Below are 13,399 nucleotides of genomic sequence, written 5' to 3' on the forward strand. Positions count from 1 at the left end.
TTCCCGGTGTTTTCGGCGATGCCCACCAGGCCAACGGGCTGGAAGGAAGAAACGATATACCCGACGTGCTGGACGAAGCCCGCTGGGGATTAGACTGGTTGTTAAAAATGCATCCGCGTGCAGACTGGATGTTCAACCAGGTAGCCGATGACCGCGATCATATCGGGATGCGCATGCCCGGAATGGACAGTCAGTATGGCCGCGGATACCAGCGGCCGGTTTATTTTGTGAGCGGAGCACCGCAAATACGCGGGAAATTTATGAACAATACAAAGGGCACTTCTTCAACAGCAGGCAAATTCAGCAGTGCTTTTTCACTGGGATCTCTCGTTTTTAATTCACTGGATGATGATTATTCAAAAATATTAAAAGAAAAGTCGCACACCGCTTTTGCATTTGGATTAAAGAAACCGGGCAACACGCAAACCGCCTCGGTAGTATCACCCTACATTTATGCCGAAGACAACTGGATGGACGATATGGAATTGGCAGGCGCCATGCTCGGCGATGCTGCTGAAATACAGTTAGGCGGCACCAGCAGTATTGATTATGCGTATAGCCTGGCGCAAAAGGAACCGCTAACACCCTGGCTGGGCGCCGATACCGCCAGTCATTACCAGTGGTACCCTTTTATTAATGTGGGTCATTATGAACTGATCAAAAAATTAAGCGATGAGAGAAGGGATACCGTAGCCGGCTATTACAAAAAAGGGATTGAACTGGTATGGAACAAAGCAAAACAGAATGCTTTTTTACGCGGTGTACCTTTTATATGGTGCAGCAATAATCTTACCACTTCATTTGCCATACAGTGCTACTGGTATCGCCAGGCAACCGGCGATAAAAGCTTTGAAGAGCTCGAACAGGCCAATTTTGACTGGTTGTTTGGCTGCAATCCATGGGGAACCAGCATGGTATATGGTTTGCCGTCATGGGGCGATACGCCTGCCGACCCGCATGCCTCATTTTTAAAAGTAGGTAACTTCCCGGTTAACGGAGGCATCGTGGACGGGCCCGTGTATGGAAGCATTTTTGGGAATCTTATCGGGCTGCAGCTTACCAAACCCGATGAATATGCGGCGTTTCAAAGCCGGCTGGCAGTGTATCACGATGATTCAGGAGATTACAGCACCAATGAGCCCACCATGGATGGAACCGCCTCACTGATCTACCTGCTGGCAGCTAAGGAAAGCAACGGCCCCCTGCCGGTTAAAGCTCCTGTTAAAAAAAAACCGTAATCGGTAATAAGCAGCACAAAAAATTCAGCTACGATCATGGTGGTATAGTAAGGAGCGATACTGCCATGAAGGCCATCGCCATTGTTTTTACGGGAGATGAGTTTGGAGACGGGGGTGAGTTTATTGCGAACACATTAAAAGAAAAAAACGTAAAGGGGTCTTTCTTTCTTACCGGGAATTTTTATAGCAATCCTGCATTCACTAAAATTATCAAACGTTTAAAAAAAGACGGGCATTACCTGGGCAGTCATTCCAACAGGCACCTGCTGTATTGCGACTGGTACAAAAGAGATAGCTTACTGGTAACAAAGGAAGCATTTACCACCGATTTGCTGAATGCCTATGCTACAATGAGCAATTTTGGCATCACTAAAAAAAATGCCCCGCTTTTTCTGCCGCCTTATGAGTGGTACAACGACAGCATTGCTGCCTGGACAAAACAGTTAGGATTACAACTTATTAATTTTACACCGGGCACATCAAGCAATGCAGATTATACTACACCCGGTATGAAGAACTACAGAACATCCGATACCATATACCAATCCATAATCAGGTACGAACAAACAAGGGGATTAAACGGTTTCATTTTATTGCTGCATATTGGCACCGACCCCAAACGCACCGACAAAATGTACTATCGTTTACCCAGGCTTATTGAGTATCTTAAACAAAAAAATTATCGCCTGGTAAGGGCAGATGAATTGCTGAAATAGCGGTCGGCACCCTCCATCGGAGGGTCAGACCGTTATATATACAAATGGATGATCCATATTTCTTTACCTTTATGCCTATGCCCGGTATCCATATTTATGATACTATCAATTTATTATCCAAGCTCAGCTTTCGTCGTGCCTGGAATGCCGGTAAGGTACTGAGCAGTTATTACATAAGCCGCTGGAGAAAAAAGCCGGTGCAATGGGGTTATCCTATTTCTGTTTCTTTTGAGCCCACTACTTCCTGCAACCTGCGTTGCCCCGAATGCCCGAGCGGACTAAGAAGTTTTACCCGGCCTACGGGCATGCTTAAAAAAGATTTTTTCAGCCAAACCATTGATGAAATACACAAAGAGCTCCTGTATCTTATCTTTTATTTCCAGGGTGAGCCCTATCTTAACCCCGGCTTCCTGGAAATGGTGCGTTATGCTTCCAACAAAAAAATATATACTGCAACATCAACCAACGCGCATTATCTGAATGACAGCAATGCCCGGAAAACGGTGGAAAGCGGACTGGACAGACTGATCATTTCCATTGACGGAACTACCCAGGAGGTTTACCAGCAATACCGGCGCGGCGGTAAGCTGGATAAAGTACTGGAAGGCGCTAGAAATATAGTGAAATGGAAGAAAGAGCTGAAAAGCAAAACACCTTTTGTTATTTTCCAGTTCCTTGTAGTAAAGCCTAATGAACACCAGGTAGAAGAAGTGAAACAACTGGCAAAAGAAATAGGTGTTGACGACATATGGTTTAAAACGGCCCAGGTATACGATTACAAAAATGATCCCAACAACTTAATTCCTTCTGCCGGCAAATTCAGTCGCTACAAAAAAGACAAAAAAGGGCAATACCAGGTAAAAAATAAACTGAATAACCACTGCTGGAAACTATGGCATGCCAATGTAATTACCTGGGATGGGTTGGTGGTTCCCTGCTGCTTTGATAAAGATGCCATGCACCGCCTGGGCAATTTAAAAACGCAGTCATTTAAAGAAATCTGGCACAACGACAATTACAGGCAATTTCGCAGTGAGCTGATGGCCAGCCGGAAGAATATTGATATTTGCGCCAATTGCAGCGAAGGAACAAAAGTGTGGGGCTGATGACTGTTAATTAACGAACCTCCTTTCAGCATTCCCGCTTCGGTCAGCGTTACTAAAAACCAATTTGTTCTTATATATGCTTTTGCACGTGCACCCCGTTGATCCGCAACCCCGCCAGATAAAAACGGTTGTGGAATGTTTGCAAAATGGCGGCATCATTATTTATCCCACAGATACCATTTATGGTTTGGGCTGCGACATTTTTCAATATAAAGCCATTGAGCGTATTGCACGCATTAAACATATTGACCCCCAAAAAGCCAACTTTTCATTTGTGTGCTACGACCTCAGTGACCTGAGCATTTACACCAAAAGTATTGATACCCCTTTATACCGGATATTAAAAAACCATCTTCCCGGCCCTTATACTTTTATATTACCATCGAGCAAAGAAGTGCCCAAAATACTGAAAAGTAAAAAAAATACGGTGGGGATAAGGGTGCCGGAGAATAAAATTGCAAGAATGATCGTAAAGGAACTGGGGCATCCCATATTGAGCACAACCCTGCCAGGCAATAGGGTAGAAGAATATACCGATCCTGAAACCATTGAGGAGAACTTTAATAAGCTGGTAGATATTGTTATAGATGCCGGTATCGGCGGGCTAACGCCCTCCACGGTGATTGACTGCACCGGACAGCAACCGGTTCTGGTGAGAAAGGGGCTGGGAGCGTGGGTGGAAGAAGAGCAATTCTAAAGTGTGAAGAACGGCTGATCCCGGCACAACAATCACCCGCAGCTCACTCTTCTTTACCTCCCTTTTCACCAATAAACCATTGTTCCTTATTTTTAAAAAGCACATTAAATGTTGTTAACGATCCATATATGCGGGTTATATATTGCTGGAGGTTCACCTTGTCTTCATCGCTGAGCTTTTTATGCGCGTTGATCTGCTGCTCCAGAACCCTCAGCCTGTCGCGCAGCATTACAATTTTGTGAAAGAAAATTTCCACGGGTATCTCTTTGGGCTTCAATGAGTGGTCTGCCGGCTGTAGCAGCATAGTTCCGCCGGTCCACCGGTCGCCCAACGGCACTTTTTCCGCTATACCTCCCCACAGCCGTAAAATTTTGAGCAGTGACTTTTCTGTTCCCGAAACGGTTTCCACCTCTGCGGTTACGTTTTCCGGAATGATCTCGTCAAGCTGCGGATCGCCTTTGTCAATTTCTTTTATGCCATGATGAATAAACGAGATCATATAAACAGCGTATTTAACGCCTACAATAACGCCGGGGCCAAATTGCGTATGCTGCAACCGGGTACCAATGCCTAAAGTAAGTTGTTCCTGTTCCATAATGCATTACGTATAAGTGAGGCTCAAGATAAAAATTTTTTGCAGAACAGGTAATACAAAAAGGCCGCATCTTAAGGAAGTCTTATCGTAACTCAAATCGAAATAATCTCTCTATGAGGGTCTGGTTTTAGGAATCAATGACGATATTTCGATTCCCAGCGTTTCCATTAATTGTATTACTTTAAGATTTATTTCCTGCTTTAAAGCATTAAATTCATCAATAGGTACAGGTGCGGTATAATAATCTGTTTGCACAATATATCCCTGTTGTACAATATCGTTTAAAAAAAGATTCCTGTTCTCGATTTTCGGGTGCTGCAGGATTTCATTCATGCCTTCCAGCAATTGACGGAGCTGCTCCGATGTAGCAGCAGTATCAATTTCCAGCTTTAAGTCGGCGCGGCGTTGTGTGCGAAGACTCAGGTTGTCTACAATGCTATCCACCATTTGCTTATTGGGCACGCTCACATATGTTTTTTCGGTTGTGCGCAACCGTGTGCTTCTGAAACCAATTCTTTCCACTGTACCCGTTACGTTCTGTACCTTAAGCACATCGCCTATTACAAAAGGCTTATCAAAGAAAATGATAAAAGAAGCGATAATGTTCTCCAGGCTTTCCCTTGCAGACAACGCCAGCGCCACGCCTGCTATCCCCAGCCCGGTGAGAAGGTCTAAAATCTGGTACCGGAACGCAAACTTGATTACAGCCAATAAACCGGCTATGCTCACAATGGCTTTTAAAAAATCTTTAATAAAGATAACCAGTTGATGTTCACCCTGCATGTCTTCGCTCTGGTTATTTTTAGCAATAACCAATGCCAGGTAATCAATCATCCGCAACAATAACCAGAAAAAGGAAACAATGAGAAGTGTTATCGCAATGCGGTCAACGATCGTTTTAGTATCTGTTTTATAAAAATTGTATTTAAATATTTCCGGAAAATTCAAAGAAGAAAGTGCGATAACGGCAGTAAGGATGATGATAAAATATTCAAGCGGGGCAAGTATCAGGTCAACAAAAGCCTTGCGGTCTATTTTCCTGCCCATTCGTTTCGATAAAAAAATAATAAAAGCAACGATAGGCCTGCTGAAATATTTTTTCAGCATGTACATTCCAAAAATGATCAGGCCGATAGTAAGATAATCCCCTATGCGGTTGTTTAAAACCATCCTGTCCAAAAAATCGTTCATGCTATCTTTCTTTAATAATATGGGTACATTTCAATACCCGTTCCATTGAGCACATAAACACCCTGCTGTGTAATATAAATTTTTTCCGCGCTTTGTATAATTGCCGGAAGCGATTGCTCCTGCAACTCCAGCGTTCCCAATGTATACCGCACCAATTTGTTTTGCCTGCGCCCGGCAATGGTTTTACCCATCACCTGTAAATCGGTGACCCCCGTTAACGGCAGGGCATTTTTCAGCACTCCGTAATAATCAAATACATATAATCCTTTTGTGCTGTCGTAAACATATACAAAACCATCTCTGTCTACTAAGGCATGCGGAGACGGCACAACATCCAGTACCTGCCGCAGGTCTGTGGTTTCAATGAGCACGCTGCCTGTTTCATCAATCTTTTTAAGCTTCGCAGATTGCTCATCAAATATCCATACATTGTTATCGTACGACAGCCCTGTCGCCTTCGCCTGAAAAATGCCCGACTTTCGCAGATCTATCATGTTTATCCTGTTCAGGTAACGGTCCAGCATAAGTATCGTTGAAAAATCCTTATAATACAACAGTACTTTCATCGGATTTGTTACATCTATCGCATACACCGTTCCATAACGGCGTACATCATTAAAAACATTCAGAGAGTCGCCCCTGCTGTTAAGCTTTATTAAAAGGCCTGCAGGCGTGAGCACATAAATATTCCCCAGGTTGTCGGCCGCAAACTGCTTAACACTGCCTCTGTATAGCGACACAGGAGGCAAAAAGGCCGTTCCTGATGCTTTGTCACCGGAACCGGTTTGCGACTGCACGCAAAAAACAGAACAACATAATAATATGATAAAAGAAAAGCGCATCAGGGTCGATAGTATTTCAATTCAAGGTTCTGTCCGTCAAATACGGCGTAGCTGTTGTACCGGATCCAGTCGCCCAGATTAATGTACCTGCTGTTATCGTTCAATGTAAAATCAATGGGAAGATGTCGATGGCCAAAGATAAAATAGTCATAATGTTTCTGCTTCAGCACTTCCCTGCAATAGCTGATCAGCCACTCCTTATCTTCGCCTAAAAAGCGGGCATCGTCTTCACCGGTTGCTGCACGGCTGCTTTTACTAAAACGATGCGCAATACCCATGCCCATATAAGGCGGTAAAATGCCAAACAGCCACTGGCTCATTTTATTGCGGAATATCTTTTTTAAAAATTTATACCCCTTATCGCCGGGGCCGAGCCCATCGCCATGGCCTACCAGGAATTCTTTACCGTTGAATTCGAAATGCTGCGGTTCATAAAACACGGGGATGTTCAACTCCCTTTCAAAATAGCCGCTCATCCACATGTCGTGATTGCCCACAAAAAAATAGAGCGGTATGCCGCTGTCTGTTAATTCGGCGAGTTTGCCCAAAATGCGGACAAACCCTTTGGGCACAACTTTTTTATATTCATACCAAAAGTCAAAAAGGTCGCCAACAATAAAAATGGCTGCGGCATCTTCTTTTGCTTCGGAAAGAAAACGAACAATTAGTTTTTCCCGTTCCAGGCTTGAAGCATGATCGGGAACCCCGAGGTGAAAGTCAGAAAGAAAGTATATTTTTTTCCCTGTAAGAACCTGCATTTGCGCAAGATAAAATGAATGCTTCAATTCTCTGTCAAAAACACAAATACTTCTTTAGGCCCATGAACCCCAACCACTAAAGTCTTTTCAATATCGGCCGTACGGCTGGGGCCGGTTGCAAAGGTAATAAGCGAAGGCAACCTGCCGGTGTATTTTTCTTTTATCAGCTGCAGCCCGTCCTTTATGTCATACACCAGTTGGGCTACGTGAGCCACACAAATATGCACAGGTGCATATACACTGGTGGTTCTGCCGCTTTGCTGCGCCGCGCTCATCATAATTGTTCCTGTTCTTGCTATCAGCGCTTCACAGCCGGTAATGGCCGCATCTGCAAAATGTAAGGGCTTTTTAGAAAAGCCTGCAAAATTTAGAGTCGCAAGCCTTTGCCTGAGAAGGATTTCTTTACAAAACACTTCTTTCCACTGCCTTTGCCGGATAAGAAGGGATAATTGCTGCAGCAGTTCGGTTTCACTGGCGCAGTATAAAAACCGTCCATTCTGTTTTCCAAATGCTTCCGCAAAAACGATCTCAGCCTCATCGGCAGGAGGTAAAAACACCGAATTGTTTCCCTCGCTCTGAGGAAAAGGCAAAGGCACCGATGTACTCAGTGCCTTCCGTATTTTTTTAAGCATATTTTCCTTTGCAGGAGATACCTTCATGGCTTATGGTTTAGGTATAATTTCAGCAGGCGGAACACCGGCGCTGATACCGCCGCCCTCAGAGCCATTGGAAGAAGAAGGGTTTTCATCATCGTGATGATGATGGTCGTGCACTACATCTGCCGGTTTCTTTTCCTCAAACGGGCGTTTGCCGATCAATTGCTCCAGATCACTTTGAAAAAGCACTTCCCGTGTCAGCAGTTCCTTAGCAATGATTTCAACCTGCTGCTTTTTTTCCATCAGCAAACTTTTGGTTCTGGTGTATTCTTCATCTATCAGCTTTCTTACCTCTTCGTCAATGATCTTGCCCGTTTCTTCACTGAACGGCTTGGTAAAATAATTCTCCTGCTGAGGATCGTAGTAGCTGATATTTCCCAGTTTCTCATTCATACCATACATGGTGATCATAGAGTAGGCGATTTTGGTTACCTGCTGCAAATCATTGCTGGCGCCGGTTGAAATTTTTCCAAAGAAGATCTCTTCACTTGCCCTTCCGCCCAGGGTCATGGCCAACTGGTCTTTTAACTGATCAGTATTATAGAGGTATTGTTCTTTAGGAGTGTACTGGGCATATCCAAGTGCCGCTGTGCCGCGGGGAACAATGGTAACCTTCAGCAACGGGTAAGCATGTTCCAGGAACCACCCGCAAATAGCATGGCCCGCTTCGTGGTAAGCAATAATTTCCTTTTCATCAGGAGAGATGATCTTGTTTTTCTTTTCCAGTCCGCCGATAACCCGATCAATTGCATCCTGAAAATCATCCATCTCAACTTCCGACTTGCCTTTACGTGCGGCTATCAGGGCAGCCTCATTACAAACATTGGCTATATCGGCACCCGCAAAACCCGGTGTTTGTTCCGCCAGCTTAAATACATCAAGCTTGTTTGATTTTTTGATCGGCTTCAGATGCACATGAAATATTTCTTCCCTGCCTTTTACATCCGGTTTGTCAATGGTTATTTGTCTGTCGAAACGACCAGGGCGTAATAAGGCGCTATCCAGCACATCGGGCCTGTTGGTGGCAGCAAGGATAATAATTCCGCTGTCTGTTCCAAACCCATCCATTTCTACCAATAGCTGGTTAAGTGTATTCTCTCTTTCATCATTGCTCATCATCACATTTTTTCCCCGGGCTCTCCCTATTGCATCGATTTCATCTATAAATACAATACAGGGTGCTTTTTCCCTTGCCTGTTTAAACAGATCTCTTACACGACTGGCCCCTACTCCTACAAACAATTCCACAAAATCAGAACCACTCATACTGTAGAAAGGCACCTGCGCCTCGCCGGCCATAGCCTTAGCCAACAATGTTTTACCGGTTCCCGGAGATCCAACGAGCAAAGCCCCCTTTGGAATTTTACCACCAAGCGCGGTATATTTTTTGGGATTCTTCAAAAAATCAACGATCTCCATTACTTCCTGCTTGGCCTCTTCCAACCCGGCTACATCGGCAAAAGTGATGTTCACTTTGGTACCTTTTTCAAACAAGGTGGCCTTGGATTTACCAATACTGAAAATACCGCCCGGACCGCCGCCGCCGCCGGGACCACCCACCTTCCGCATCATCAAAATAAAAAGCAGGGCAAACATCAGCAAGGGAAATATATAGCTGAGCAAAGACCCAAACCATTCTGATTCAGTCACAATTTTAACGGGAACTTCTTTTACCTGCTGGTGTTCTTTGTAAAATTCAGCGAGCGTGGTGCCTGTATATGTTTTTGCATCCGGAACTTCGAACTGAAAATGCGGTCCATCTGTTTTAGAAACAATGGACCATCTGTCTCCCAAAAGCTCTTTGTATATAGGTTTATTAAGGCTGTCTTTGTTTATAAAAACCCTGACCAGGTCCTTATTGCGGACCAGCTCCAGCTTCTGAATATCATTTTTAACAAGCATTTCGTTGCGGAACTGAAGATCCGAGATCACTGTGGCCGTTGGTGTAGCACCATTGTACAACTGGTAGCCTACCAGTAAAAGTGCAACAATACCATAAACCCAGTATATGCTGAATTTGGGACCACGGCGCTGAGACTTGTCGTCACCCTCCGTTCGCTTATTGAATCCTGGTATTTTACCCTGATTATTATCCTGTGCCATAAACTTCTTCGCTTAAATATTTAAATTAAAATAAAAAACCGGATATACCAGTTACATAAAAATTATTGTTGCCGTTGTTCTTTGATTTATATGTCATGCTGCATGTGATGACCATCATTCCACATTTCCTCCAGCTTATAAAACTTCCTTGTTTCGGGCTGAAAAACATGTACTACAATATTCACATAATCTATGAGCACCCACTGCAGCGCCTGGTAGCCTTCGTGGCGATACGGTAGCTCACCTGTGGTTTTCTTCACTTCAGTTTCAATTGCGTCGGCAATTGCTCTCACCTGTATATTGCTGGAAGCCTCACAAATAATAAAAAAATCTGCAACGGCTTCATGTATTTTACGCAGATCAAGCGAAACAATATTTTCTCCTTTTTTTTGACGGATGGCGCTGATGATGGTTTTAAATAGCTTACTGTTCCTCGTCAACCTGGCTGCACGTTTGGGCCGTGCAGTTAACACCTGTAATGCTGCCAATAGAAATCAATTTTAGATTTACCCCTCTTTTTGGGGTTGATTTGATTATATTTTAAAAGCATCGCTTTACGACTGCTTATTTATTTTTCATTTATCTAACTTGCTCAAAAATAGGAATTAATTCGGTATTCTCTTATGCAATCCTTCGTACGGTCTTTTAGTGTAATTCCCAGCATTGACAGCACCAACAACTATGCCATGCAAATGGTGCATGCCCGTTTGGCAAAGCACGGCGATGCATGGCTTGCTCTGGAGCAAACAAGCGGAAAAGGACAAAGAGGAAAAAGCTGGCAGAGCAGCAGGGATGAAAATATTCTCCTAAGCATCGTTTTAGAGCCTTCTTTTTTGGTTCCCACACGGTCATTTTTATTAAATGCAGCGATCGGGCTGGGAGTTTTTGATCTTTATAAAAAATATGCAGGCTATGAAACCCGGATAAAATGGCCGAACGATATTTATTGGGGTGACAGAAAGGCAGGCGGTATATTAATAGAAAATATCATAAGGTCTGAGAGCTGGCTGTTTGCAGTTGCGGGAATAGGCCTCAATATTAACCAGGTAAACTTCCCGGAATACCTGCAAAGAGCAATTTCACTCCGGCAAATAACAGGAAAAGATTTTGATGCGATCGAATTGGCAAAAGAACTTTGCTTTTTCCTGGAACAGCGATACGAGGCGCTGAAAGCAGGGAATGAAAAAGAAATTTTATACGACTACAGGAAGGCAATGTACAAACTGAATGAATACGTTACATTTAAAAAAAACGGACTTTTGTTCAAAGCCCTTGTAAAAGGTGTTACAGAAGACGGACTCCTAGTAGTTGAAACGGAGAATAATGAGCTGGAATGGCTATGGGGAACTGTAGAATGGATAGTATGATCCCTTATAGAGAGCATTTGCTTTTTCATTTAGCAACTTACTGCCAATGACCAATTTCATGCCGGTCTTTCCATTGAAGAAGAATATGAACTGCTGGGATTGACACAGGAAATACAAATGCAGGAATATTTAAAGCGGCATCTCGACAAAGTTATTTCTATATTAACTGAAACAGAGGCCCTGAAGCAAAAGATAAAACTCAACGGGCACTTTAAAAATCCCGGGGCTATGGATCTATAGTTTATCGTTTGTGGTTAGTCATACGCTTTATCAGCTATTCATGCTGGCCAAAAACTCCTGGTTGTCTTTTGTTCCCCGCATGCGTTTCAGCAATTCGTTCATTGCCTCTTCTGCATTCATATCAGCCAGGTAATTGCGCAGCAAATGCATTCTTTTCAATACATCTTTATCCAGCAGCAGGTCTTCCCTGCGGGTAGAGGAAGCCACAAGATCAATAGCGGGGAATATGCGCCGGTTGGCCAGCCGCCTGTCTAACTGCAGCTCCATGTTGCCGGTTCCTTTAAATTCTTCAAAGATCACCTCATCCATTTTTGAACCGGTATCTATTAATGCAGTAGCCAGTATGGTCAATGACCCGCCATTCTCGATTTTTCTTGCAGCACCAAAAAATTGTTTGGGCTTTTGCATGGCATTGGCTTCCACACCTCCCGACAATACTTTGCCCGATGCGGGAGCCACCGTGTTGTGTGCACGGGCCAAACGGGTAATGGAATCAAGCAGTATAACCACATCATGACCGCATTCTACCAGTCGTTTTGCCTTTTGCAGGGCTATGGTGGAAACTTTTACGTGCTTTTCTGCCGGTTCATCAAAGGTAGAAGCTATGACCTCGGCTCTCACACTTCTTTCCATATCGGTTACTTCCTCCGGCCGTTCATCAACCAGCACGATCATCATATAACATTCCGGATGATTTTCGGCAATAGCGTTGGCTATATCTTTTAACAATACTGTTTTACCGGTCTTGGGCTGAGCCACGATCAGTCCGCGCTGGCCTTTACCTATAGGCGTAAACAGGTCTATCATCCTGGTGCTTAATGCAGAAGGCTGGGTGAAAAGATTCAGCTTTTCAAAAGGGAACAATGGCGTAAGATAATCGAACGGCACCCGGTCTCTCACTTCTTCGGGCGACTTGGCATTGATCGTTTCAACCTTAAGCAATGCAAAGTATTTTTCTCCTTCTTTCGGCGGGCGCACAGCACCCGACACGGTATCGCCGGTTTTTAATCCAAACAATTTTATCTGCGACGGGGAAACATAAATATCATCGGGGGAGGAAAGGTAATTATAATCACTGCTCCTTAAGAAGCCGTAGCCGTCGGGCATCATTTCCAAAACACCCTCACTCATTATCACCCCATCAAACTCAATGTTGAAGTTCTGTTCGCGGCGGCTGGGGTATTGCCTGCGTTCGGTTTGGGCTTCTTCTACAGATGCTGCTTCCGGTTGCGGCGCTTCTTCCTCTGTAAGAAGCACTTCATCTTCTGCTTCTTCGGCAGGAGGAACAACAACAGGCTCCGGTTCCTTCCTCTCGGGCTGTTGCGGCGCTTCACTCTGAGCCGGCTTTGATTTTTTTACAATTTTCTTCTCTGCCTTTTTTTCGGGTTCGGCAGCAACAGTTTTTCTTTTTCTACCGGTCGTTGCCGGTTTTTCCGGTTCTGATTCCACAAGGGCTTCCTCGGTACTGTTGGATGTTGTTGTTTTCACAACACGTTTACGTCTTCCCTTTTCTTCTGTGCCCTTGGCTTCAGCACTGTTTTCTATAGCCTGTTTGTCTAAAATTTTATAGATGAGTTCCTGTTTATCGAGTTTTTTAGCGTTAGCAATGCTCAATTGCTCGGCAATATCAAGCAGCTCAGGAACGAGCATATCATTCAGTTGCAGAATGTCGTACATAAATATACTTAACGGTTTAACCTCTCATCAAAAACACCTGATAATTGAAAGAGAAATGTTGAAATGAATTTTTGGTTGAATGAAATTGGTGCGGAATGGCTAAAACTGATAAAATCCCGGAGCTTGGTAAGAACTGATCAGTTCGATTCCGGGGCAATAATACATCAAATTTCCGGAATCTAAAAAATTTTTTACTCCCTTATCTTTGTGCGC

The 13,399-nt window shown here is 44.0% G+C and carries 13 protein-coding genes; 5 read left to right on the forward strand and 8 right to left on the reverse strand.

All coding sequences use genetic code 11. From position 1 onward, the window contains the following. The 4 genes from PLH26_RS14370 to PLH26_RS14385 form a co-directional block, all read left to right on the forward strand. A partial coding sequence (locus PLH26_RS14370) for a glycoside hydrolase family 9 protein (protein ID WP_324586724.1) occupies positions 1-1,238 on the forward strand: 1,238 nt, incomplete at its 5' end. A 65-nt stretch (positions 1,239-1,303) separates the two neighbouring features. Next, positions 1,304-1,954 (forward strand): polysaccharide deacetylase family protein, encoded by a 651-nt coding sequence (locus PLH26_RS14375; RefSeq protein ID WP_324586725.1) that lies wholly within the window; start codon positions 1,304-1,306, stop codon positions 1,952-1,954. A 44-nt stretch (positions 1,955-1,998) separates the two neighbouring features. Continuing rightward, complete coding sequence (locus tag PLH26_RS14380) at positions 1,999-3,060, forward strand: radical SAM/SPASM domain-containing protein (protein ID WP_324586726.1); 1,062 nt, start codon at positions 1,999-2,001, stop codon at positions 3,058-3,060. Positions 3,061-3,136: 76 nt separating this feature from the next. Further along, the gene (locus PLH26_RS14385) at positions 3,137-3,757 is read left to right on the forward strand and encodes an L-threonylcarbamoyladenylate synthase (RefSeq protein WP_324586727.1); all 621 of its coding nucleotides are present in this window, start codon (positions 3,137-3,139) and stop codon (positions 3,755-3,757) included. Positions 3,758-3,800: 43 nt separating this feature from the next. Here PLH26_RS14385 and PLH26_RS14390 read toward each other — a convergent pair whose 3' ends face one another. From PLH26_RS14390 to rsfS, 7 genes are all read right to left on the reverse strand, one after another. Continuing rightward, entirely contained in the window at positions 3,801-4,352 is a 552-nt protein-coding gene (locus tag PLH26_RS14390; protein WP_324586728.1) for a DUF8685 domain-containing protein, read from the reverse strand. 111 nt (positions 4,353-4,463) lie between these two features. After that, positions 4,464-5,543, reverse strand: coding sequence for a mechanosensitive ion channel family protein (locus PLH26_RS14395; protein ID WP_324586729.1), 1,080 nt, complete (start codon positions 5,541-5,543; stop codon positions 4,464-4,466). Between the two features lie 11 nt (positions 5,544-5,554). Beyond that, positions 5,555-6,385 carry a hypothetical protein gene (locus PLH26_RS14400; RefSeq protein WP_324586730.1) on the reverse strand — a complete coding sequence of 277 codons (831 nt, stop codon included), beginning with the start codon at positions 6,383-6,385 and terminating at the stop codon, positions 5,555-5,557. Further along, positions 6,385-7,143, reverse strand: a complete 759-nt coding sequence (locus tag PLH26_RS14405; RefSeq protein ID WP_324586731.1) for a UDP-2,3-diacylglucosamine diphosphatase — start codon at positions 7,141-7,143, stop codon at positions 6,385-6,387. Before PLH26_RS14405 ends, PLH26_RS14400 begins: the two co-directional genes overlap by 1 nt. Positions 7,144-7,166: 23 nt before the next feature. Next, positions 7,167-7,802 (reverse strand): LutC/YkgG family protein, encoded by a 636-nt coding sequence (locus tag PLH26_RS14410; RefSeq protein ID WP_324586732.1) that lies wholly within the window; start codon positions 7,800-7,802, stop codon positions 7,167-7,169. 3 nt (positions 7,803-7,805) lie between these two features. After that, positions 7,806-9,902, reverse strand: coding sequence for an ATP-dependent zinc metalloprotease FtsH (gene ftsH / locus PLH26_RS14415; RefSeq protein ID WP_324586733.1), 2,097 nt, complete (start codon positions 9,900-9,902; stop codon positions 7,806-7,808). Positions 9,903-9,988: 86 nt separating this feature from the next. Continuing rightward, the gene (gene rsfS / locus PLH26_RS14420; RefSeq protein WP_324586734.1) at positions 9,989-10,390 is read right to left on the reverse strand and encodes a ribosome silencing factor; all 402 of its coding nucleotides are present in this window, start codon (positions 10,388-10,390) and stop codon (positions 9,989-9,991) included. Positions 10,391-10,525: 135 nt separating this feature from the next. On the opposite strand from rsfS, the gene PLH26_RS14425 reads away from it, so the two are divergent. Beyond that, positions 10,526-11,269: a biotin--[acetyl-CoA-carboxylase] ligase gene (locus PLH26_RS14425; RefSeq protein ID WP_324586735.1), complete on the forward strand. Its 744-nt coding sequence runs from the start codon at positions 10,526-10,528 to the stop codon at positions 11,267-11,269. A gap of 270 nt (positions 11,270-11,539) precedes the next feature. Here PLH26_RS14425 and rho read toward each other — a convergent pair whose 3' ends face one another. Continuing rightward, positions 11,540-13,186, reverse strand: coding sequence for a transcription termination factor Rho (gene rho, locus PLH26_RS14430; RefSeq protein ID WP_324586736.1), 1,647 nt, complete (start codon positions 13,184-13,186; stop codon positions 11,540-11,542). Positions 13,187-13,399 lie beyond the last annotated feature (213 nt).

Source organism: Agriterribacter sp. (assembly GCF_035444585.1).
Lineage (GTDB): Bacteria > Bacteroidota > Bacteroidia > Chitinophagales > Chitinophagaceae > Agriterribacter.

Bases quoted from the DNA above. Each gene is read 5' to 3' on its own strand.
- PLH26_RS14390 (WP_324586728.1), bottom strand. From the start codon at position 4,352: ATGGAACAGGAACAACTTACTTTAGGCATTGGTACCCGGTTGCAGCAT.
- PLH26_RS14405 (WP_324586731.1), bottom strand. From the start codon at position 7,143: ATGCAGGTTCTTACAGGGAAAAAAATATACTTTCTTTCTGACTTTCAC.
- PLH26_RS14375 (WP_324586725.1), top strand. From the start codon at position 1,304: ATGAAGGCCATCGCCATTGTTTTTACGGGAGATGAGTTTGGAGACGGG.
- PLH26_RS14380 (WP_324586726.1), top strand. From the start codon at position 1,999: ATGGATGATCCATATTTCTTTACCTTTATGCCTATGCCCGGTATCCAT.
- rho (WP_324586736.1), bottom strand. From the start codon at position 13,186: ATGTACGACATTCTGCAACTGAATGATATGCTCGTTCCTGAGCTGCTT.
- PLH26_RS14425 (WP_324586735.1), top strand. From the start codon at position 10,526: ATGCAATCCTTCGTACGGTCTTTTAGTGTAATTCCCAGCATTGACAGC.
- PLH26_RS14410 (WP_324586732.1), bottom strand. From the start codon at position 7,802: ATGAAGGTATCTCCTGCAAAGGAAAATATGCTTAAAAAAATACGGAAG.
- PLH26_RS14400 (WP_324586730.1), bottom strand. From the start codon at position 6,385: ATGCGCTTTTCTTTTATCATATTATTATGTTGTTCTGTTTTTTGCGTG.
- ftsH (WP_324586733.1), bottom strand. From the start codon at position 9,902: ATGGCACAGGATAATAATCAGGGTAAAATACCAGGATTCAATAAGCGA.
- PLH26_RS14395 (WP_324586729.1), bottom strand. From the start codon at position 5,543: ATGAACGATTTTTTGGACAGGATGGTTTTAAACAACCGCATAGGGGAT.
- PLH26_RS14385 (WP_324586727.1), top strand. From the start codon at position 3,137: ATGCTTTTGCACGTGCACCCCGTTGATCCGCAACCCCGCCAGATAAAA.